We start from the raw sequence: 20,992 nt of genomic DNA, 5'->3' as shown, positions 1-20,992 counted from the left end.
TTAAATGTCTAAAATAAAACAATCAGGCGCAGTGAGTTTAATTGTTTCTGTACTCACTTTAATCCTAGCTTCTGGTGTAGTGGTTTATGTTAATCGCAGTACCATCGGTGAGATTATATCTAGACAAAATCAATATAACACCAAAATATCCAAAGATGCCGCGGAGGCAGGATTAGCATATGTGATTGCCAAAATTAATGCCAGTGGGGCTACATATATAGACAGCACTACTGGGTTAATTAAAGGTGGTGTTTCACCTGTTACTGGCCAATTACCAGATATTACTATCGATGGTAATACTGTTAATTTGAAACAATATTTCGAAGTGACATTATCTAGAGCCAGCAATACTTCACCAATTGAAATTACGAGTACAGGTGGTTACAACTGTAGTGCTAGCACTGACTTAGCAAACAAATGCAAAGCCACTAGCACGGTAAAACTCAAAGTGAATATTACAAACACTACAGGTACAGGGCCTACAGATGCAATGATTACAGTTGGATCAGCGGTATTTGATGGCTCCACCTGTATTGAAGGTGGTGCCAATGGTAATGCAATCCATGCAGGTGGCACAATTGAACGAAATAAAACGTTCTCAGGTGAAAATTGTACCGATCAAAATGGTAAAGGAATTTACGGTGATTCATTTCAAACCGATGGTAATTTAGCTTCTTTGGCTGGGGCAAATAGTCTGGCTGCAGAATATATTTGGGGGAAATCACCGAAAGATTTGTGTGCTAATAATCAGGCTTCTGGCTCAAAAGATTCAAATAATATGGTGAGTGCATCAGGAAAATTGGACCCAGCTAATTTTACTGGTGGAGTCTATTGCTTCAAGGGAAATGTCACTTTTGGTGGCTCCGGTAATGATACCTTTGGTTCGGCAAGTAGCCCAGTCATTATTTATGTAGATGGAACGGTCACATTTAACGGTAATGCTGAAATTAATGGCGTAGTTCATTCAACTGGTTCTGCAGAACAAGCAGGTGGAAACGTAACGATTAATGGATCATATATTTCAAATGGCTCAATGCACCAAGGGTCAGGGAATATGAAAATTCGTTATGTTGATTACAATTCCATACTAAATCCAGGTGGTGATGGTAAATACCGTGCCTTATCTGGAAGCTGGAAAGATTGGAATTAATAGGTATTTGGAGAAGATCATGAAAAAATATCAGCTAAAGCAAGGTTTTGCATTGATTGAAATCCTTGTATCTGCATTTATCTTAACAGTTGGACTACTGGCAATAGCGAAATTACAAGTTTATTTAATGCAAGAATCAACATTAAGTGCAGAAAAATCTAAGGCATTAACTGAATCTGGTCAAATGCTGGAAAACATACGTTATAATAATTATCAATATTCAAATTTGAATATAGACCATATTAAAGCAGCTAATAATAATAGCTCATCAGCGAGTTTTACATTCAATATGCTGAGCGCCGCAACCACGGTAGCCGATTTAGCACAATATGTAACGCAAACTAAATGGACAGATGCATTTGGTAGAACACAAAATTTGTATAGTGTGTCATATATAAGTAGTTTACTGCAAATATCTGGTAGTACTACTGGTGGTACAACTGCTAAGAATAAAAGTGGCATTAATCCAATTGAATTTGATAGAAACAAAACTTACTATAAAGATAGTATAGTCAAAAAAGATGGTAAGCAATATATTCTAGATGGAAGTGGATATACTACACCCGTATTGAATCCAGTAAATGGGAATACTAATGATCCTGGTGTAAACAGCAAGTGGCAAGAAATTGATTACTATGCTGAAGGTAGTTTATTTTGGGAAAATACTAATGCAACGCATGGTATTTGTACGATTAAAATTAAAAACGCCGACAATTTTAAATGTGCGCCGAATGAATTTAGCGGAATTACTAAACGAACCTTATGCGAAGATCAATCAGGTCCTAGCACCGATTGTACTGCTGTCACAGAAAAAGGAAAAACTAGTTACTACAAATATGGTGGTAAATATATTATGCAGGCTGATTTTTCTTGCGCAATTGTTGCTTCATCATCTGACTCAGCTTTGGTTGAATTAAGTTGCGATTCATTACAAGGTAGTCAAACAACGCTAGTAGGTACTTTGAATTTAACATCAAAATCTACGCTTGCAACAGCCACAAAACAATTTGATGATCATACAATGCCATTGCAAAACCTAGGTACTCAGTATGTTTCTTCAAATACCGCATCTACTATCCCAGATTCGTGCACTCCAGATGTAATTTTCTGGGAACCTAAAAATATTAGCGGTACTACTTATGCATACAATGCTGGTGATGCTGTGTGTTACAACAAAGTAATTTATGTAGCTAAAACAGGTGTTGGTGGGCCTTATGCAGCATATGCAACTAATAGCCCGCCTGATGTTATGAGTTCAACCTCTGCTGTATGGGCATACAGTAAGGCATGTACCAATAGTGTTTCTACGCCAGAGTGGACTACTGCTAATAATAAAGACTTTTTAACAGTAGGGCAGAAAGCTTGTTATCAAGGCGTTGAGATTTATATTTCAAGCAATTTGCAAACAACAGGTAGTAATAAAAATACGACTAGCTTGCCAGGTGCTACAAATAGCAAATGGTTGTTTAGCTATTCGACCAGTACGGTGACACCTACGCCTAGTGTTACCACTTCGCCAACAGTAACACCTAGTGTAACTGCTACACCATCACCAACTGCCACACCTGATTCTACTGGCTTATGTCCGACTTATTCCAATAGTGTGACATATAGTAAAGACATGGTAGTTAAGTACGACAGTAAATATTGGAATTCTCTGACTACTATTTATGCCAACAGTAATTGGTCACCAGGTGTACCAGGTACATGGGGTACAATTATTAATTGGAATAGTACAACAAAATATGTAGCTAATACTTTTGTACTTTACTCAGGCAAAGTATACAAAACTGCGAATGGTACCAATAAAAATGAAACAGACCCAAGTGTGAATACAAAATGGGCATTTGTTTGTCAGTAATAAATCATTAGTTAATAAAAAAGGGGCATAAGCCCCTTTTTTATTTTATAACTCTTATAGAACTATAGCTTACTTATAATTTCAGCATAATCAGGAATTCCAATATATTTTTTAACTAAATTACCATTTTTCCCAATTAAAAAATTAGTGGGTGTTAATGTAACACCGCCAAATTCTTCAGCAATTTTCCCATCGGTATCATGAATAATTTTAAAAGGAATATTTTCCTTTTTATTGTAGTTTTTAATGTATTCAATATTGTCATAGCTCATTGCAATTGCAATGGTTTGAAAGCGGTCAGTACCATACTTGAGCTGTAGTTTTTTCAATTCTGGCATTTCTTGCATACAGCCTGTGCAGCTGGTTGCCCAAAAGTTGACGAGTACAACTTTACCTTTGTAGTCAGACAGCTTGATCTGCTGACCTTCTAAAGTGGTCATCATACGTTCACTGGGTAACTTTGCTTCACTTGAAAGTACCAAGTAGCTAGTTAGAGCTACTGCTAGTAGCCCAATAATGAATATTGGTAGACGGGTTTTCATGGTTTTCCTCACTTTAGAGTGTCTATTTTACGGGATAGCCGATGAATTTGATCATTTTTCGTGATTTTGCAAGATAGGTTCTCTTTACATATATATTGATAAGGAAAAGATAGTAATAATAGATAAGGGCATAACTTGGCTGTGGATAAGCTAAAATTAACAAATAATTCATATACTTACGTTATCCACAACCCTTCTGAGCGTTCTGGTAAAGCCTGTGGGTAATTTGGTGAGGCTTTTATCCACATGCGCCGTTTGATATTTATCCACAGAGCCGACTTGCTTTGCTCACATGCCAAGTGGCTGATTTGATAAGACGTTTGTGAATAAGCGTATAATCGCGCTTTTTCTTGAGGGTGCATGATGGCAATTCAGTGGTTTCCGGGGCACATGCATGTGGCTCGCAAGAAAGTGGCGGAGACGTTAGCCAAGGTTGATGTCGTGATTGAGATTGTCGATGCACGAATGCCTTTATCCAGTAGCAACCCTATGATTGAAAAGTTGCGGATGCATCGGCAGCGGCCTGCTCTGAAAATTTTGAATAAGGCAGATCTAGCTGATCCCGTTCTTAATAAGATATGGCTCGAATGGTTTAGGGCTCAGCCTGGTACCGAGGCAATCTTGCTGGGTGAAGATAATAAGCAAGAAGCCCTGAAAAAAATCCCACAACTGTGTTTGCGCCTTGCCCCATTTCGAACTGGCATTGAAAAACCCTTGCGAGCCATGATTATGGGTATTCCCAATGTTGGTAAATCAACCCTGCTCAATACTTTGGCGCAGCGAAAAGTGGCTAAAGTTGCGGATACTCCGGGTGTAACTAAGTCCCAGCAAAGGATTGAAACTTTGGGTGGGGTAATTTTGTACGATACCCCTGGTTTGATGTGGCCTAAGGTTGAGCATGAGCCATCCGGTTTCCGTCTTGCACTGGGTGGCTCAATAGGTCGTAATGCCTATGATGAAGTTGAAGTAGCCTACTTTGCCTTGGAAGAGCTTAAAGTGCGTTACCCTGAGCTATTGATGAAGCGCTACAAACTGCCAGATCTCAATGGTGAAGCAGATGAGTTATTTGAGCGTATTGGCCGCAAACGTGGGGCGGTGATGAGTGGCGGTGTTATTGATGAGCAAAAAACCGCTGATTTGATCATTACAGACTATCGCACTAAAGCAATTGGCCGAATGACGCTGGAGACGCCTGATGATTTTATTGGTGTTGACTTAGGTTCAGGTGAAGATGTGCCTGAACAGGCCGCAAGCAGTGATGAAGAGCTTTAGTATGCGGATGCTGCAAACCTACCTTGTAGGTATATTGCAGAAAACTTTCCTGTGATTGGGCTGGATTAGAATACTGGGTTAGGTATCTTTATCTGAAGGTACCCGTAGTATAAGCCGAAGCAATAATGCAAAATTGGCTTTACTATTGCCTTAGTGTGATACGAATGGATGCTTGTGATGGATACAGAATTAACTGCACTAGAAACCAAAGTACAGTTGTTGGCTGATTTATGTCGCCAGCTGCGTGATGAAAATCGAACCTTGCGGCAAACGTTGTTGCAAACCAGCCAGGAAAATCAACAGCTACAGCAAAAGCTGGCGGGTACAAAAGAGCGCGTTGCAACTATTTTGGCTAAATTGCCGGAGGATATGGCATGAGCGAAATAATCAAGCAGTTAGATATTTCGATTATGGGGCGCGAGTTTCGAGTTGCTTGCCCTGAAAGTGAAGAGGCAACTCTATTACAAGCTGTTCAATTGCTCGATACTCGCATGCACGAAATTCGCAATAATGGAAAAGTCATCGGTTTGGAAAAAATCGCGATTATGGCTGCCTTGAATATGACGCATGAGTTTCTGCAAACCAAGGTTCCGGGTGGAATTGACATTGGTTCGTTTCAGCGTAGAATCGATAGCATGAATTCAACAGTTGATGCTGTGTTACAAGAGCAAACCGAGCTTTTCTAATGCATCAATTGCACCCTTGCTTTCCTGCGGTGTTCGTAACGGCTCAGATTCTTTGAACCGATAAGCTGTATAGCATGTCCGCCGGGTCTCCCGACGCCTGTTGTGAGCGCTCTCGCTGTTTCGGCAGTTGACGAACGCACCTGATGGCATCGACCTGGTGGCAACTTGAACCATTGGGTTCAAGATGCGAGTCGGTACGGCATTCGCGGGAAGCCCCCCTTTCAAATCTATGTTCCCACACCAGCAACTCGATAAAGCTTCCACTCGGCGTAATTTACGCGCCGCACGAGCGGCTATTACACCAGAACAGCGTTTAGCTGCAGCGTGGGCGGTCACTCGTTCCCCCCAAATTTTAAGACGTTTGCGGCACGGGCAAAAAATAGCGATATATGTTCCAGTTGCTGGTGAATTTCCCACCTGGCCTTTAATCTTGCACGCCATGCAGCGTGGTTGCGAAGTGTATTTACCACGTACACCGCGATTTGGACGGCAGCTGCAATTTGTTAGGCTCGATCAGCAATCACGCTGGCAGCTGGGGAAATTTGGAATTCCTGTGCCTTGCCACCCGCAAACGTGCGATCCCAAACAACTTGATACCGTGTTTGTGCCTTTAGTAGGTTTTGATCTGCAAATGGCGCGTTTAGGGCAGGGAGGCGGCTATTACGATACGACCTTTGCATTTCGGCGTTTAAGACGTTTATGGCAAAAGCCCAAATTGATTGGGTTGGCCTTTAGCGTACAGCAGCTAGCCAATATTCCAACCGAGCCATGGGATCTGCATCTCGATGCCGTACAAACTGAATGTAAATATTTGCAAGCTGCTGTGGATCAAATTACCAACTGATAATGGTTATTCCGCAGGTACATTCAGCTAGAATTTAGCTATGATGTGTGCATGATAATTTTTCTGTCAGGCATTTTTTTGTGCCTGTTCTCCATTTCACGCTTGAGGTAATTATGGCTGCTATCGTATCTAATCCTGTTAGTATCGTTAACGCGACTGGCCTGCATGCTCGCCCCGCCGCCAATGTTGTGAATGTTGCTAAGCAATATCAATCAGATATCAAATTGGTGTTCAAATCAATCGAAGCGAATGCCAAGTCTGTTGTATCAGTGATGGGTCTGGATGTGAGCTTGGGTGACAAGATCCAAATCAAGGCTGATGGCCCGGACGCTCAGGCAGCGATTACCGCCCTGACTCAGGTGATTAGCAGTGGCTGCGGTGAGAAATAAACCGCTAAACATAACGAGGGCAGCTAGCTGCCCTTTTTGTTTGCCTATTTCTCTGTAAATCAAAATATGTAATTGTAAACTTACGTAATTACAAGCGTTTATCACACTGCGAATCTGACGACAGACAATTTTTTGCGTGCTTGATGATTGCACAATGTGCATCTACAAAATGTACCGCACTACAAATGAGTAATTATTGGCTTTGCAGAGGCAACTATTTACTTCATGCAGATGGAATAGCGTTCTAAACTGATTTTCATCGAATATTGCTTTTTTGCTTTAGCCAGAAATCGAACAAAACGAGGTATTTATGTCGAATCCTGCAACCCAGATTGAATTGAAAGCCCCTTTATCTGGGGTTATGGTGCCATTAGAAAAAGTGCCCGACCCCGTGTTTGCCCAAAAAATGGTGGGTGATGGGATCTCGATTGATCCAACCAGCAATATTTTGTTGGCACCGTTAACCGGCAAAGTGACCCAGCTACATTCTTCTAAGCATGCCGTGACGATTACAGCGCCTAGTGGTGTTGAAGTTTTGATGCACATTGGCTTAGATACCGTGATGCTCAAAGGCAATGGTTTCATTGCCAAAGTGAAAGAGGGCGATATTGTCGATGTAGGTCAACCACTGATTGAATTCGATATGGACCTGGTGGCACGCAAAGCAGTGTCATTGCTTACTCAAATCGTGATAACTAACAGTGATTTGGTTGCGAAATTCATACCAGCTACTGGTTTAGTGCAAGCCGGTCAGCAAACGGCATTGACCTTGCAATTGGCGGCAGGCGCAGGCAGCGTAACTGCAAATACGGGCGCAGCAAGTGAGGCTTATTCTGACCCAATTAAGGTGCCAAACCACACAGGGCTGCATGCACGTCCATCTGCAGTATTAGCTAACGCAGCCAAAACTTTCCAATCTGATATCAAATTGGTACGCGCAGGTGAAGAAGCCAATGCCAAATCAGTCGTGGCCATCATGGGTTTGGAAGTACAACATGGTGATGAGATTCGTGTACGAGCTGCGGGTGCGGATGCTGCGGCGGCAGTCAAAGCAATTTCGGAGTTGATTCAAACTGGTTGTGGTGAAGACGTTGGAGGCCCTGCCCCAAAAGCTAAACCGGCACCGATGAATATCAAAACAGCAAAACCAAAACCAAAATCTGATGATCCAAATATCCTAACAGGCGTTTCAGCATCACCTGGCTTGGCCGTTGGTAATGTGTTTCATGTGAAACAAGAAGAAATCACTGTCGTTGAACAAGGCGAAGGCCAGCAAGTTGAAAAGCGTCGCTTGGATAAAGCGCTAAAAGATGCACATCAACAGCTTGAAGCGTTGAAGTCTGAAATTACTGATGCAAGCAAAGCAGAAATTTTTGCCGCCCACCAAGAGTTGCTCGAAGATCCAGATTTGCTCGCTATTGCGATTGCCAATATTGGCAAGGAAAAAAGCGCGGCCTTTGCCTGGAAAGTGGCATTCAACACTTACGCAGATAAATTGGCTGGTTTGAAAAACGAAGTCTTGGCTGGTCGCGCCAATGATATTCGTGACGTTGGTCGCCGCGTATTACGTCTGATTGCTGGTATTGAAGAAGCTGCGATGGTCGTTCCAGAAAATGCAATTTTGATTGCCGAGGAACTAACTCCATCAGATACCGCGAGCATGGATCGCACCAAAGTATTGGGTTTCTGCACCACTGGTGGTGGTGCGACTAGTCACGTAGCGATTCTGGCGCGCTCGCTGAATATCCCTGCGATTTGCGGCATTGATGAAGATGTGATGCAGCTGGCGAACGGTACCCCCGTAATTTTGGATGGTACTCGCGGCACGCTGCGCAAAAACCCATCGGAAGCCGAAATCACCGATATCCGTGAAAAACAAGCCAAGCAAGCCGCGAAGCGTGAAGCCGAATTGGCCGCTGCCTTTCAGCCGGCCGTGACTAAAGATGGTGTCCACGTTGAAGTTGTGGCCAATATTGGTGGTCTGGATGATGCCGAGCAAGGCGTGAAGCTGGGTAGTGAAGGCGTAGGTCTGCTGCGCAGCGAGTTCCTCTATTTGGAGCGCACCGATGCGCCGACTGAAGACGAACAAAGCCAAATCTACATCGACATCGCCAAAGCTTTGGGTACCGACAAAACCTTCGTGGTACGCACGCTGGATGTCGGTGGCGATAAACCTCTGCCATATCTGCCAATGCCCGCCGAAGAAAATCCATTCCTTGGCGTGCGCGGGGTGCGCTTGTGTCTGGCCGAGCCAGAGCTCTTGCATACCCAAGTACGCGCGGTACTACGTTCAGCCCCATTCTCGAAACTGGCGATCATGTTCCCAATGATCACCAGCCTAGAAGAAGTACGCGAAGTAAAACGCATCGTGGCCGAAGAAAAAGCGGCGCTGGGTATTACGCAGGAAGTCCAAGTCGGCATCATGGTCGAAGTTCCTGCCACCGCAGTGTTGGCCGAGCAATTTGCTCGTGAAGTGGATTTCTTCTCGATCGGTACCAACGATCTGACCCAGTACACGCTGGCGATGGACCGTGGTCATCCGAAGCTGGCCAAGCAAGCTGATGCAATGCACCCAGGCGTATTGAATCTGATCAATATGACTGTGCAAGGAGCACATAAGCACGGTAAGTGGGTAGGCGTTTGTGGTGGTATCGCTTCGGATCCGATGGCAATTCCACTATTGCTTGGTATTGGTGTTGATGAATTATCGGCTAGCGTGCCAACGATTCCAGCAATCAAAGCACTTGTTCGTACTTTGGATAAAGCCGAATGTCAGAAATTGGCAACGGAAGTCTTGCAATTGGGTACTGCGGCTGAAGTCCGTGCCCGTTTGTCTCAACTGGTTGATTAAGGAGAGCCAAAATGGCGTTGGTAATCAGTTTTATCGTAGGTTTGGTGTTGGGTGTAATTGGTGTACAACTCACGCGCAAAAAACCTGAAGCTAAGCAATCTGTTGTATCACAGCCAGTTGTTGTGGCACCAGTCGCGCCAACAGTGAAGGCACTGACTAAACCTGCATCCGTATTAAAGGATGCTTGGTTTGTTGGCCTTGGTGGCGAGCACAATGTGCAACAAGCAGAAGCGATTGCTGCTACACGGGTGCGCGTCAGTCTGCAAGACGGTACTCGTTTAAACGAATCTGTTTTGAAAAAAGCAGGTGTGCTTGCTGTGGCGCCAATTAATGCGCAAGTGTTCCACCTGATTGTTGGCCCGCAAGCTGCCTAATTTTTGAATTGAATAAACCCATAGCAATGGTTGGTCAGATTGATGCTGAAGCGATCTTTGTGTGTCATACCCTGATCGGGTAATGGCAAACGGTTTCAAGCTCAACTGACCCACCTTTATGGTGGGTTTATTTTTGATCTAAATCAATAAATACCCCGTACTAGTATTTCTATGTAGGTCTTTTAATGTATTGCTCGCGTCTTTATACCCAAGAATAATCAATAAAAATTATTCAAGTTTTATAGTCGACCATTTGGATCGGCTGGAAAAACAGGAGAAAGTCGATGTTTAAAAATGCATTTGCAGTACTGCAGCAGATTGGTAAAGCGCTAATGCTACCGGTAGCTGTATTACCGGTAGCCGGCCTATTACTGGGTATTGGTGCTTCACATTTTTCCTTCCTGCCGACCGTAGTGTCGCAGTTAATGGAAGCCGGTGGCGGGGCCATTTTTGGCCATCTGCCGCTGATTTTTGCCATTGGTGTGGCCTTAGGTTTAACCGAAAATGATGGCGTTGCCGCCATTGCTGCGTCCGTAGGTTTTGTTGTGTTGCTGGCGACGATGGGTGTAATGGCACCGATCATGGGTGTAGAGCCTGCCACTGTCATGGGCATGAAATCGATGGAAACCGGCGTGTTTGGCGGGATTATCATCGGTGGCGTGGCCGCAACCTTATTCAACAAGTATTACCGCATCGAGCTGCCACCGTATCTGGGGTTCTTTGCCGGTAAACGCTTTGTGCCGATCGTAACCGGAATTGCCGCGATTTTCGTCGGTGTGATCATGTCGGTGATTTGGCCTTCGATCCAAGGCGCGATCAACAGCTTCTCACAATGGGCGGCGCATTCTGATCCGCGTATGGCGGCCACCGTGTATGGTTTCATCGAGCGTCTGCTGATTCCATTCGGTTTGCACCATATCTGGAACGTACCATTCTTCTTTGAAATCGGTAGCTTTACCGATGCAGCAGGCAAAGTGGTGCACGGTGATATCGCGCGCTTCTTCGCCGGTGACCCAACTGCAGGGATCTTGTCAGGCGCCTTCTTCTTCAAAATGTTTGGTTTGCCAGCTGCAGCATTTGCGATTTGGCATACTGCCAAACCAGAGAAGAAAGTCATGGTCGGCGGGATTATGATCTCCGCGGCACTAACTTCCTTCCTTACCGGGATTACCGAGCCGATCGAATTTGCCTTTATGTTTGTGGCACCGGTGCTGTATGTGATTCACGCCTTCCTGGCGGCCAGCGGTCAGTTCATTGCCAATACGCTCGACATGCATATGGGCTTTACTTTCTCGCAGGGCGGGATCGACTTCCTGATGTTCAATGCCTTGGGTAAATATGCGCAAAACTGGTGGTATGTGCTGATCATCGGCCCAATCTACGCCGCGATTTACTACAGTGTATTCCGCTTTGTGATTGTGAAATGGAATCTGAAAACCCCTGGTCGTGAAGATGAAAGCGCGGAAGAAGTGATTGCAGGTGTAAGTGGTTCTGGCATGGCGCATGATCTGGTACTCGCATTTGGTGGCGCAGCCAATATCAAATCGCTGGATGCATGTATCACACGCTTGCGTATTTCAGTTGATGATGTGGCAAAAGTTGATCAAGCAAAACTGAAAGCCTTGGGTGCAGCCGGAGTGATGCAGGTCGGCAATAATATGCAGGCTATCTTCGGTACTCGCTCTGAAAACCTCAAAACGGATATGTCCGAATATATCAAAGCAGGTGGCGGTAAAGTGGCCGCAGCAACGGCAGTGCAACAAACTGCAAGCCCAGTTGCGAAGCAGGCAGCCAATCCAGCGCTACTTTCTGCATTAGGTGGTAAAGCCAATATTCGCAGTGCTGCACCGATGGCGGCCACGCGAGTGCGTGTTGAATTGGCTGATGCGAATCTGCTTGATTTGGCTGCACTGAAAACGCAAGGAATCGATGCCGTGGCTCCACTCGCGGATGGTGTGGTGCATTTGATTGTGGGTGAGCGTGCGGAACAGATTGCAGGGTCATTGCTATAAAAGTGCAATTTAGTCGCTAAATGAAAAAGCCATCGCAATGCGATGGCTTTTTTCTTACCGGCGTTGAGTCATGCCATTATTTTGCTGGATAGTCACCGTAGTTTCAGCCACACTTTCGCTATGGCACGTGAAAAGCATTTAGACCTTCCGATATATCATTCGTCATCTTGGCTACCCGGTGGGCATGCCCAGACGATCTACCCTGCCACCTTGTTATGGCAGCGCCCCCTCAACTACAAGCGTGAGCACTGGATTACGCCCGATTTAGATTCGATTGGTGTAGATTGGACTGATGGCCGTGCTGGTACACCGCTAATCGTGTTGTTTCATGGTTTGGAAGGCAGCTCACGCAGCCATTACGCAATTTCCTTATTCCATCATGCCTACCGTCAGGGCTGGCGTGGTGTGGTGCCGCATTTTCGGACTTGCGGTAATGTGCCAAATCGTTTGCCGCGTAGCTATCACGCAGGGGATTCGGCCGAGATCGATTGGATTTTGCATCGTTTAAAGAAAACTTTCCCAGATACACCATTATTTGCCGTCGGGTATTCATTGGGCGGCAATGCCTTATTGAAATGGTTGGGCGAGCAAGGTGATACTGCCAACGAATTAATCTATGCAGCTGCTGCAGTCTCTGCGCCCATGGATTTGGCGGCCTGCGGGAATGCTTTAGATAACGGAATAAATCGCCATCTATACACTCGGGAATTTCTTGGCACGATGCGCAAGAAAGCGCAGTACAAGCTCAAATTATCAGAAAACCCGTTTATTGATTGGCAACAGGTTAAAAAAGTGCGAACGCTGCGAGAATTCGATGATCTGGTTACCGCGCCCTTGCATGGTTTTTTTGGGGTCGAAGATTATTGGTCGCGGGCGAGCAGCAAAAGCGTACTCAAACAAATTGCGGTGCCGACTTTGCTTATTAATGCGCTGAATGATCCATTTATGCCTGCACACAGTTTGCCCTCGGTGCATGATGTATCCAAAGCGGTGCATCTAATCCAGCCACGTGAAGGTGGGCACGTTGGTTTTCTTTCTGGGCCGCCACCAGGACGCTTGAGTTGGTTACCAGAAACCTTATTGAAATTTTTCCAATACCACCGGCCTTTGGTGAGATAGATGAGTCGTGTTCCAGCAGCAATTTTCAAAGCCTATGACGTACGAGGCCCGGTTTCACTATTAACGCCAGAGGTTGCATATTGGGTTGGTCGTGCGGTCGGTGCGCAAGCGATCGCGCGGAATATCCGCAGCATTGCGCTGGCGGGGGACGGACGTTTATCCACCCCCGAGTTAATGGCGGCGATGCAGCGTGGTCTAGTTGAAGCAGGGGTATTAGTCTGTAACCTAGGTATGGCATGTACTCCATTGCTATACTTCGCAGCAAAATACCATGCTGACGCATCAGGCATTATGATTACCGGCAGCCACAATCCACCAGAATATAATGGCATCAAGCTGGTGCTGGGTGGCGAAACCATTGACGGCTCAGCGCTGCAAGCTTTGCGAGAGCAGATTGAAGCCGATCAATTGCCAGTGTTGGCAGGCGGTGCCGCCAGTGAAATGGATGCTTACCCCGCGTATCTGGCTGTGCTAAAGCAAGATGTTCAAATTAATCAACCGTTAAAGATCGTGATCGACTGTGGCAATGGGGCCCCCGGTGCGATAGCGCCGCAATTATTTCGTGCGCTCGGTTGCAAAGTTATTGAGTTATATTGCGAAGTTGACGGTCATTTCCCCAATCATCATCCCGATCCGCAAGTGGTCGATAACCTGCGCGAGTTGCGCGCCAGCGTGTTGGAGCAGGGGGCAGATCTGGGCATCGCTTTTGATGGTGATGGCGATCGCCTAGGTGTCGTGACTCGTACTGGGCAGATGATTCCCGGTGATCGTTTGCTGATGATTTTCGCCAGCGTGGTATTGGCACAAAACAGTGGCCATGTTTTATATGATGTGAAATCCAGCCGCTCAGTGGCGCAATGGGTGCAGCAGCTCGGCGGCACTTCGGAAGCGATCCCTACTGGCCATTCGCATATGAAGCGCAAGCTCAAGCAAAGCAAGGCGCTGTTGGCGGGCGAGCTGTCTGGGCATTTTGCCTTTGCCGGCTGGGATGTGGATGATGCCTTGTATGCCGCCGCACGATTATTAGCGGCGGTTAGCGCTGGGTTGGATCTGGATGCCGAGCTGGTGCGGCTGCCGCAATGCTTGGCCACGCATGAATTACAAATTCCGCTCTCGGGCGCTGGGCACATATTGGTGAAAGACATTGCCGCCAAAGCGCAATTTCCCAGCGCAACGGCGATTAGCTTTGTCGATGGTCTACGCATAGAATACGCCGATGGCTTTGGGCTGATCCGCGCATCCAACACTACGCCAGTACTAACGTTGCGGATTGAGGCCGATGAAGCGCAGGCTTTACGCCGTATTGAACAAGAACTCGCGGCCGCCATCGCGCCGCTTCCCTTTCCAACCTATACCGTCGAATAAATGATTAACTTACCCCCTCAGCACCTGATTGCCGCTAATGTTGCCACTGCGCTGGCCGAAGATATCGGTGAATGTGATTGGACTGCTCAGCTAATCCCCGCAGATCAGCAGGGCACGGCCCGCATTATCGTACGAGAAGCCGCTGTGATATGTGGCCTGCCATGGGCTAATGAAGTGATTCGCCAGGTTGACGCCAGCATTCAAGTCGAATGGCAAGTTACTGAAGGGGAGTATGCCGTTGCAGATCAATTGCTATGTGTTCTACGAGGGAATGCCCGCTCTTTATTAACTGCTGAGCGCAGCATCCTCAATTTCATCCAGACTTTATCGGCCGTCGCAACAGAAACGCGTCGTTATGCTGAAGTGGTCGCAGGTACTAATGCTGTGGTTCACGACACGCGCAAAACTATCCCCGGCCTACGTCGCGCACAAAAATACGCTGTCACTGTTGGTGGTGGCGCCAATCAGCGCATGGCCTTATACGACGGTATCTTAATTAAAGAAAACCACATCGCCGCCGCTGGTAGCATTGCCAATGCACTGGCCGCCGCCCAGCAAATCGCACCCAAACATGTGAGCATTCAGATCGAAGTCGAAAACCTCGATGAACTTACGCAAGCTTTGGCTGGCGGAGCTGTTTCGGTCCTATTAGATAATATGAGTCTGGCCGACATGCGCAGCGCGGTTGAAATGGCGCAAGGTAACGCAATACTGGAAGCATCGGGCGGCGTCGATTTAACGACGATCCGCGCCATTGCCGAAACCGGCGTGGATCGGATCTCAGTAGGTAAACTCACCAAAGACATTCAGGCCATCGATCTCTCAATGCGCTTTAGCTAATAAAGATCAGATCAAAACGAACTCAATAGATATTTGATGTGTAGAAACTCAGCCCGCTTTAGCGGGCTTTGTGCTTTTTAGTCCGGTTTTTGCGCGATTTGACCGTTCGATTCAGGGTGTTTCTTCTTGTTGTTGGCGGTTTTGCTCTGTTTTTCTGAATTTTTGCGGGTTTTGTTGGTGGCTACACTGGTGCTGTGCGTTTGCATTTGGCGTTGTTTGCCAAAATATTTCGATTTTCGTTTCCTTTCCGATCAATCACTTAGCGCCTTTGTTCCATTTTCTTTGTCGATAGGTGTTGACGTGTTTCAGGCTGGTGGGTATAGTTCGGCCTCTCTGCTGATGACGCAACGAAACGAAGCGATGCCAGCAACGATCTTTAACAATATACAGCCGATGAGTGTGAGTGCTTGATTCGTAAGTCGAAACAAGTGCTTGCACTCAGATGATAGGAAATAAACAAGACGAACTTTTTAAGTTTTTCTCGTTTCTTTCTTTGAGTATTGAAGTACAAGCCAAGTAGTAAAAATAGCATAGCGATTAAACGAAAGAGTTTGATCCTGGCTCAGATTGAACGCTGGCGGCATGCTTTACACATGCAAGTCGAACGGCAGCACGGACTTCGGTCTGGTGGCGAGTGGCGAACGGGTGAGTAATACATCGGAACGTACCCAGTAATGGGGGATAACTATCCGAAAGGATAGCTAATACCGCATACGCCCTACGGGGGAAAGAGGGGGATCGCAAGACCTCTTGTTATTGGAGCGGCCGATGGCTGATTAGCTAGTTGGTGAGGTAAAGGCTCACCAAGGCGACGATCAGTAGCGGGTCTTAGAGGACGATCCGCCACACTGGAACTGAGACACGGTCCAGACTCCTACGGGAGGCAGCAGTGGGGAATCTTGGACAATGGGCGCAAGCCTGATCCAGCAATGCCGCGTGCGTGAAGAAGGCCTTCGGGTTGTAAAGCGCTTTTGTCAGGGAGCAAAAGGTGGTGGCTAATATCCATCGCTCTTGAGAGTACCTGAAGAATAAGGACCGGCTAACTACGTGCCAGCAGCCGCGGTAATACGTAGGGTCCAAGCGTTAATCGGAATTACTGGGCGTAAAGCGTGCGCAGGTGGTTTGTTAAGCACGATGTGAAATCCCCGAGCTCAACTTGGGAATTGCATTGTGAACTGGCTAACTAGAGTACGGCAGAGGGGGGTGGAATTCCACGTGTAGCAGTGAAATGCGTAGAGATGTGGAGGAACACCGATGGCGAAGGCAACCCCCTGGGCTGATACTGACACTCATGCACGAAAGCGTGGGGAGCAAACAGGATTAGATACCCTGGTAGTCCACGCCCTAAACGATGTCAACTAGTTGTTGGGCTTTTCGGAGCTTAGTAACGCAGCTAACGCGTGAAGTTGACCGCCTGGGGAGTACGGTCGCAAGACTAAAACTCAAAGGAATTGACGGGGGCCCGCACAAGCGGTGGATGATGTGGATTAATTCGATGCAACGCGAAAAACCTTACCTGGTCTTGACATGTACGGAATCCTTTAGAGATAGAGGAGTGCCTTCGGGAACCGTAACACAGGTGCTGCATGGCTGTCGTCAGCTCGTGTCGTGAGATGTTGGGTTAAGTCCCGCAACGAGCGCAACCCTTGCCACTAGTTGCTACCATTCAGTTGAGCACTTTAGTGGGACTGCCGGTGACAAACCGGAGGAAGGTGGGGATGACGTCAAGTCCTCATGGCCCTTATGACCAGGGCTTCACACGTCATACAATGGTCGGTACAGAGGGTCGCTAACCCGCGAGGGGGTGCCAATCTCACAAAACCGATCGTAGTCCGGATTGCACTCTGCAACTCGAGTGCATGAAGTCGGAATCGCTAGTAATCGCGGATCAGCATGTCGCGGTGAATACGTTCCCGGGCCTTGTACACACCGCCCGTCACACCATGGGAGTGGGTTTCACCAGAAGTAGGTAGGCTAACCGCAAGGAGGCCGCTTACCACGGTGGGATTCATGACTGGGGTGAAGTCGTAACAAGGTAGCCGTAGGGGAACCTGCGGCTGGATCACCTCCTTTCAAGAGAAAGACCTGCGGGTCAAGTACTCACACTCATCGGCTGTAGATTTTGAAGATACAGAGACAGTGCTCAAGGGAACTTGAACACTACTCGGTTGGAAAGCTGGGTCAGTAGCTCAGTCGGTTAGAGCACCGTCTTGATAAGGCGGGGGTCGCTGGTTCGATTCCAGCTTGACCCACCACTTACCTGTAAGTGGAAACAGCTTAGTAATGCCAGATTGGGGGATTAGCTCAGTTGGGAGAGCACCTGCTTTGCAAGCAGGGGGTCGTCGGTTCGATCCCGTCATCCTCCACCAATCACAAGAGTTCAGAATTCAGTCAATTGACGAATCGTTTGATTCGGGTAATTGATTTTGTTCTGGTTTCTTAAATCGGAATGTCGCAAGACATCTGTATCGTTCTTTAACAAAATAGAAGAAGTAATATCTCCTAATTAAACAATGTGAGCATCAGGTAAAACTGATGTGAACAGTAAAAAAATTGGGTTGATTGTATCTGCTAGTCGAAAGACTAGCCGTTGAATAGCCTGAGAAACTATTCAACAAGTCGTAAATACCGATACTCTAAACCGAGATCACGGTAAAACGTGTTTGAGGTTATAGGATCAAGCGAATAAGTGCATCTGGTGGATGCCTTGGCGATGATAGGCGACGAAGGACGTGATAGCCTGCGATAAGCGTGGGGGAGCTGGCAAAGTGCTTTGATCCCACGATTTCCGAATGGGGAAACCCGGCCCTTTTGGGTCATCCTTGACTGAATACATAGGTCATGTGAAGCGAACGCGGTGAACTGAAACATCTAAGTAACCGCAGGAAAAGAAATCAACCGAGATTCCCAAAGTAGTGGCGAGCGAAATGGGAAGAGCCTGTACGTGATAGCAGTCGTGTTAATAGAACGGAATGGAAAGTCCGGCCATAGTGGGTGATAGCCCCGTATATGAAAGCACAATTGTGGTACTAAGCGTACGAGAAGTAGGGCGGGACACGAGAAATCCTGTTTGAAGATGGGGGGACCATCCTCCAAGGCTAAATACTCATCATCGACCGATAGTGAACCAGTACCGTGAGGGAAAGGCGAAAAGAACCCCGGGAGGGGAGTGAAATAGAACCTGAAACCGGATGCATACAAACAGTGGGAGCGGACTTGTTCCGTGACTGCGTACCTTTTGTATAATGGGTCAGCGACTTACGTTCAGTAGCAAGCTTAACCAAATAGGGGAGGCGTAGGGAAACCGAGTCCGAATAGGGCGCACAGTTGCTGGGCGTAGACCCGAAACCAAGTGATCTATCCATGGCCAGGATGAAGGTGCGGTAACACGCACTGGAGGTCCGAACCCACTAACGTTGCAAAGTTAGGGGATGAGCTGTGGATAGGGGTGAAAGGCTAAACAAACTTGGAAATAGCTGGTTCTCCTCGAAAACTATTTAGGTAGTGCCTCATGTATCACTGACGGGGGTAAAGCACTGTTATGGCTAGGGGGTCATCGCGACTTACCAAACCATGGCAAACTCTGAATACCGTCAAGTGCGAGCATGGGAGACAGTCCTGGGGTGCTAACGTCCTGGGACAAGAGGGAAACAACCCAGACCGCCGTCTAAGGTCCCAAATGATCAATTAAGTGGAAAACGAGGTGGGAAGGCATAGACAGCCAGGATGTTGGCTTAGAAGCAGCCATCATTTAAAGAAAGCGTAATAGCTCACTGGTCGAGTCGTCCTGCGCGGAAGATGTAACGGGGCTCAAATTGATAACCGAAGACGCGGATATGTACGATGTACATATGGTAGAGGAGCGTTCTGTAAGCCTGTGAAGGTGTCTTGAGAAGGATGCTGGAGGTATCAGAAGTGCGAATGCTGACATGAGTAGCGATAAAGGGGGTGAAAAGCCCCCTCACCGAAAGCCCAAGGTTTCCTGCGCAACGTTCATCGGCGCAGGGTGAGTCGGCCCCTAAGGCGAGGCAGAAATGCGTAGTCGATGGGAAACAGGTTAATATTCCTGTACTTGGTATTAGTGCGATGTGGGGACGGAGAAGGTTACCTCAGCCAACGGTTGGAAGAGTTGGTTTAAGTGTGTAGGTGTGTAGCTTAGGCAAATCCGGGCTACTTTAACACTGAGGCATGATGACGAGTCTACTTGTAGACGAAGTGAGCGATACCCTGCTTCCAAGAAAAGCCACTAAGCTTCAGCTAATATCGAACCGTACCGCAAACCGACACAGGTGGGTAGGAAGAGTATTCTAAGGTGCTTGAGAGAACTCGGGAGAAGGAACTCGGCAAATTGACACCGTAACTTCGGGAGAAGGTGTGCCTCTAGTAGGTGAAGGTGTACAACCGGAGCCCAATGAGGCCGCAGAGAAATGAGGGCTGCGACTGTTTATCAAAAACACAGCACTGTGCTAACACGAAAGTGGATGTATACGGTGTGACGCCTGCCCGGTGCTGGAAGATTAAATGATGGGGTGCAAGCTCTTGATTGAAGTCCCAGTAAACGGCGGCCGTAACTATAACGGTCCTAAGGTAGCGAAATTCCTTGTCGGGTAAGTTCCGACCCGCACGAATGGCGTAACGATGGCCCTACTGTCTCCTCCCGAGACTCAGCGAAGTTGAAGTGTTTGTGAAGATGCAATCTCCCCGCTGCTAGACGGAAAGACCCCGTGAACCTTTACTGTAGCTTTGCATTGGACTTTGAAGTGGTTTGTGTAGGATAGGTGGGAGGCTTTGAAGCAGGAACGCCAGTTTCTGTGGAGCCGTCCTTGAAATACCACCCTGACCCCTTTGAGGTTCTAACCTAGGTCCATTATCTGGATCGGGGACCGTGCATGGTAGGCAGTTTGACTGGGGCGGTCTCCTCCCAAATTGTAACGGAGGAGCTCGAAGGTCGCCTAGGTACGGTCGGACATCGTACTGATAGTGTAATGGCAAAAGGCGGCTTAACTGCGAGACCGACAAGTCGAGCAGGTGCGAAAGCAGGACATAGTGATCCGGTGGTTCTGAATGGAAGGGCCATCGCTCAACGGATAAAAGGTACTCCGGGGATAACAGGCTGATTCCGCCCAAGAGTTCACATCGACGGCGGAGTTTGGCACCTCGATGTCGGCTCATCACATCCTGGGGCTGTAGCCGGTCCCAAGGGTATGGCTGTTCGCCATTTAAAGTGGTACGTGAGCTGGGTTCAAAACGTCGTGAGACAGTTTGGTCCCTATCTGCAGTGGGCGTTGGAAGTTTGAGGGGGGCTGCTCCTAGTACGAGAGGACCGGAGTGGACTGACCTCTGGTGTACCGGTTGTCACGCCAGTGGCATTGCCGGGTAGCTAAGTCGGGAATAGATAAGCGCTGAAAGCATCTAAGCGCGAAACTAGCCTCAAGATGAGACTTCCCTAGGTCTATAAGACCTCTAAAGGATCGTTCGAGACCAGGACGTTGATAGGTCGGGTGTGGAAGCGCAGTAATGCGTTAAGCTAACCGATACTAATTGCCCGTGAGGCTTGATCCTATAACCTGAGACGCGTTGATATGACGTGATACAGTTGACCCAAAGAAATTGTTTGGTGAAGAGAAACAAGATTACTTCTTCTATTGATTTCGAGTGGTTGTGCATCAAGTACAGCTAACTCACCC

General features: G+C 47.3%; 14 protein-coding genes, 2 tRNA genes, 2 rRNA genes and 1 other RNA gene. 18 read left to right on the top strand and 1 reads right to left on the bottom strand.

Annotation, left to right across the window (positions count from 1 at the left end; translation table 11 throughout):
- Positions 1 to 4 precede the first annotated feature (4 nt).
- The gene (locus HZU75_RS07805) at positions 5 to 1,150 is read left to right on the top strand and encodes a hypothetical protein (RefSeq protein WP_180308562.1); all 1,146 of its coding nucleotides are present in this window, start codon (positions 5 to 7) and stop codon (positions 1,148 to 1,150) included.
- Positions 1,151 to 1,169: 19 nt separating this feature from the next.
- Complete coding sequence (locus HZU75_RS07800; RefSeq protein WP_180308561.1) at positions 1,170 to 3,011, top strand: type IV pilus modification PilV family protein; 1,842 nt, start codon at positions 1,170 to 1,172, stop codon at positions 3,009 to 3,011.
- Positions 3,012 to 3,073: 62 nt separating this feature from the next.
- Here the strand turns inward: HZU75_RS07800 and HZU75_RS07795 are convergent, their stop codons facing one another.
- Complete coding sequence (locus tag HZU75_RS07795; RefSeq protein WP_180308560.1) at positions 3,074 to 3,553, bottom strand: TlpA disulfide reductase family protein; 480 nt, start codon at positions 3,551 to 3,553, stop codon at positions 3,074 to 3,076.
- A gap of 360 nt (positions 3,554 to 3,913) precedes the next feature.
- On the opposite strand from HZU75_RS07795, the gene ylqF reads away from it, so the two are divergent.
- The 16 genes from ylqF (at position 3,914) to HZU75_RS07715 (ending at position 20,867) form a co-directional block, all read left to right on the top strand.
- Positions 3,914 to 4,825 carry a ribosome biogenesis GTPase YlqF gene (gene ylqF / locus HZU75_RS07790; protein WP_228028236.1) on the top strand — a complete coding sequence of 304 codons (912 nt, stop codon included), beginning with the start codon at positions 3,914 to 3,916 and terminating at the stop codon, positions 4,823 to 4,825.
- Between the two features lie 177 nt (positions 4,826 to 5,002).
- Complete coding sequence (zapB, locus tag HZU75_RS07785; protein WP_180308559.1) at positions 5,003 to 5,203, top strand: cell division protein ZapB; 201 nt, start codon at positions 5,003 to 5,005, stop codon at positions 5,201 to 5,203.
- The gene (locus HZU75_RS07780) at positions 5,200 to 5,511 is read left to right on the top strand and encodes a cell division protein ZapA (protein WP_180308558.1); all 312 of its coding nucleotides are present in this window, start codon (positions 5,200 to 5,202) and stop codon (positions 5,509 to 5,511) included. Before zapB ends, HZU75_RS07780 begins: the two co-directional genes overlap by 4 nt.
- Before the next feature lie 18 nt (positions 5,512 to 5,529).
- Positions 5,530 to 5,727: non-coding RNA, 6S RNA (ssrS, locus tag HZU75_RS07775), on the top strand.
- 13 nt (positions 5,728 to 5,740) lie between these two features.
- Positions 5,741 to 6,355 carry a 5-formyltetrahydrofolate cyclo-ligase gene (locus HZU75_RS07770; RefSeq protein ID WP_180308557.1) on the top strand — a complete coding sequence of 205 codons (615 nt, stop codon included), beginning with the start codon at positions 5,741 to 5,743 and terminating at the stop codon, positions 6,353 to 6,355.
- A 113-nt stretch (positions 6,356 to 6,468) separates the two neighbouring features.
- Positions 6,469 to 6,744, top strand: coding sequence for an HPr family phosphocarrier protein (locus tag HZU75_RS07765; RefSeq protein ID WP_180308556.1), 276 nt, complete (start codon positions 6,469 to 6,471; stop codon positions 6,742 to 6,744).
- A gap of 310 nt (positions 6,745 to 7,054) precedes the next feature.
- On the top strand, positions 7,055 to 9,595 hold the full coding sequence (gene ptsP / locus HZU75_RS07760; protein ID WP_180308555.1) for a phosphoenolpyruvate--protein phosphotransferase: 2,541 nt from the start codon (positions 7,055 to 7,057) through the stop codon (positions 9,593 to 9,595).
- Positions 9,596 to 9,606: 11 nt separating this feature from the next.
- Positions 9,607 to 9,969 carry a PTS sugar transporter subunit IIB gene (locus HZU75_RS07755; protein WP_180308554.1) on the top strand — a complete coding sequence of 121 codons (363 nt, stop codon included), beginning with the start codon at positions 9,607 to 9,609 and terminating at the stop codon, positions 9,967 to 9,969.
- Positions 9,970 to 10,253: 284 nt separating this feature from the next.
- On the top strand, positions 10,254 to 11,981 hold the full coding sequence (gene ptsG / locus HZU75_RS07750) for a PTS glucose transporter subunit IIBC (RefSeq protein WP_180308553.1): 1,728 nt from the start codon (positions 10,254 to 10,256) through the stop codon (positions 11,979 to 11,981).
- Between the two features lie 42 nt (positions 11,982 to 12,023).
- Positions 12,024 to 13,100, top strand: coding sequence for a YheT family hydrolase (locus HZU75_RS07745; protein ID WP_228028235.1), 1,077 nt, complete (start codon positions 12,024 to 12,026; stop codon positions 13,098 to 13,100).
- Positions 13,101 to 14,465 carry a phosphomannomutase/phosphoglucomutase gene (locus HZU75_RS07740; protein WP_180308552.1) on the top strand — a complete coding sequence of 455 codons (1,365 nt, stop codon included), beginning with the start codon at positions 13,101 to 13,103 and terminating at the stop codon, positions 14,463 to 14,465.
- Positions 14,466 to 15,305 carry a carboxylating nicotinate-nucleotide diphosphorylase gene (gene nadC, locus HZU75_RS07735; protein ID WP_180308551.1) on the top strand — a complete coding sequence of 280 codons (840 nt, stop codon included), beginning with the start codon at positions 14,466 to 14,468 and terminating at the stop codon, positions 15,303 to 15,305.
- A 539-nt stretch (positions 15,306 to 15,844) separates the two neighbouring features.
- Positions 15,845 to 17,378: ribosomal RNA gene (locus HZU75_RS07730) — 16S ribosomal RNA — on the top strand.
- Positions 17,379 to 17,483: 105 nt separating this feature from the next.
- Positions 17,484 to 17,560 (top strand) — tRNA-Ile (locus HZU75_RS07725).
- A 38-nt stretch (positions 17,561 to 17,598) separates the two neighbouring features.
- Positions 17,599 to 17,674, top strand: a tRNA-Ala gene (locus HZU75_RS07720).
- Between the two features lie 306 nt (positions 17,675 to 17,980).
- A 23S ribosomal RNA gene (locus tag HZU75_RS07715) occupies positions 17,981 to 20,867 on the top strand.
- Together the 16S and 23S rRNA genes with 2 tRNA genes alongside form the textbook arrangement of a ribosomal RNA operon.
- Positions 20,868 to 20,992 lie beyond the last annotated feature (125 nt).

The organism is Chitinibacter fontanus, from assembly GCF_013423785.1.
Lineage (GTDB): Bacteria > Pseudomonadota > Gammaproteobacteria > Burkholderiales > Chitinibacteraceae > Chitinibacter > Chitinibacter fontanus.
Note: the sequence above shows the minus strand (reverse complement) of the source record. Positions and strands in the feature narration are given on the sequence as shown.

Bases quoted from the DNA above. Each gene is read 5' to 3' on its own strand.
- ptsP (WP_180308555.1), top strand. From the start codon at position 7,055: ATGTCGAATCCTGCAACCCAGATTGAATTGAAAGCCCCTTTATCTGGG.
- HZU75_RS07805 (WP_180308562.1), top strand. From the start codon at position 5: ATGTCTAAAATAAAACAATCAGGCGCAGTGAGTTTAATTGTTTCTGTA.
- ylqF (WP_228028236.1), top strand. From the start codon at position 3,914: ATGATGGCAATTCAGTGGTTTCCGGGGCACATGCATGTGGCTCGCAAG.
- HZU75_RS07765 (WP_180308556.1), top strand. From the start codon at position 6,469: ATGGCTGCTATCGTATCTAATCCTGTTAGTATCGTTAACGCGACTGGC.
- HZU75_RS07770 (WP_180308557.1), top strand. From the start codon at position 5,741: ATGTTCCCACACCAGCAACTCGATAAAGCTTCCACTCGGCGTAATTTA.
- nadC (WP_180308551.1), top strand. From the start codon at position 14,466: ATGATTAACTTACCCCCTCAGCACCTGATTGCCGCTAATGTTGCCACT.
- zapB (WP_180308559.1), top strand. From the start codon at position 5,003: ATGGATACAGAATTAACTGCACTAGAAACCAAAGTACAGTTGTTGGCT.
- HZU75_RS07740 (WP_180308552.1), top strand. From the start codon at position 13,101: ATGAGTCGTGTTCCAGCAGCAATTTTCAAAGCCTATGACGTACGAGGC.
- HZU75_RS07795 (WP_180308560.1), bottom strand. From the start codon at position 3,553: ATGAAAACCCGTCTACCAATATTCATTATTGGGCTACTAGCAGTAGCT.
- HZU75_RS07800 (WP_180308561.1), top strand. From the start codon at position 1,170: ATGAAAAAATATCAGCTAAAGCAAGGTTTTGCATTGATTGAAATCCTT.
- ptsG (WP_180308553.1), top strand. From the start codon at position 10,254: ATGTTTAAAAATGCATTTGCAGTACTGCAGCAGATTGGTAAAGCGCTA.
- HZU75_RS07755 (WP_180308554.1), top strand. From the start codon at position 9,607: ATGGCGTTGGTAATCAGTTTTATCGTAGGTTTGGTGTTGGGTGTAATT.
- HZU75_RS07745 (WP_228028235.1), top strand. From the start codon at position 12,024: ATGGCTTTTTTCTTACCGGCGTTGAGTCATGCCATTATTTTGCTGGAT.
- HZU75_RS07780 (WP_180308558.1), top strand. From the start codon at position 5,200: ATGAGCGAAATAATCAAGCAGTTAGATATTTCGATTATGGGGCGCGAG.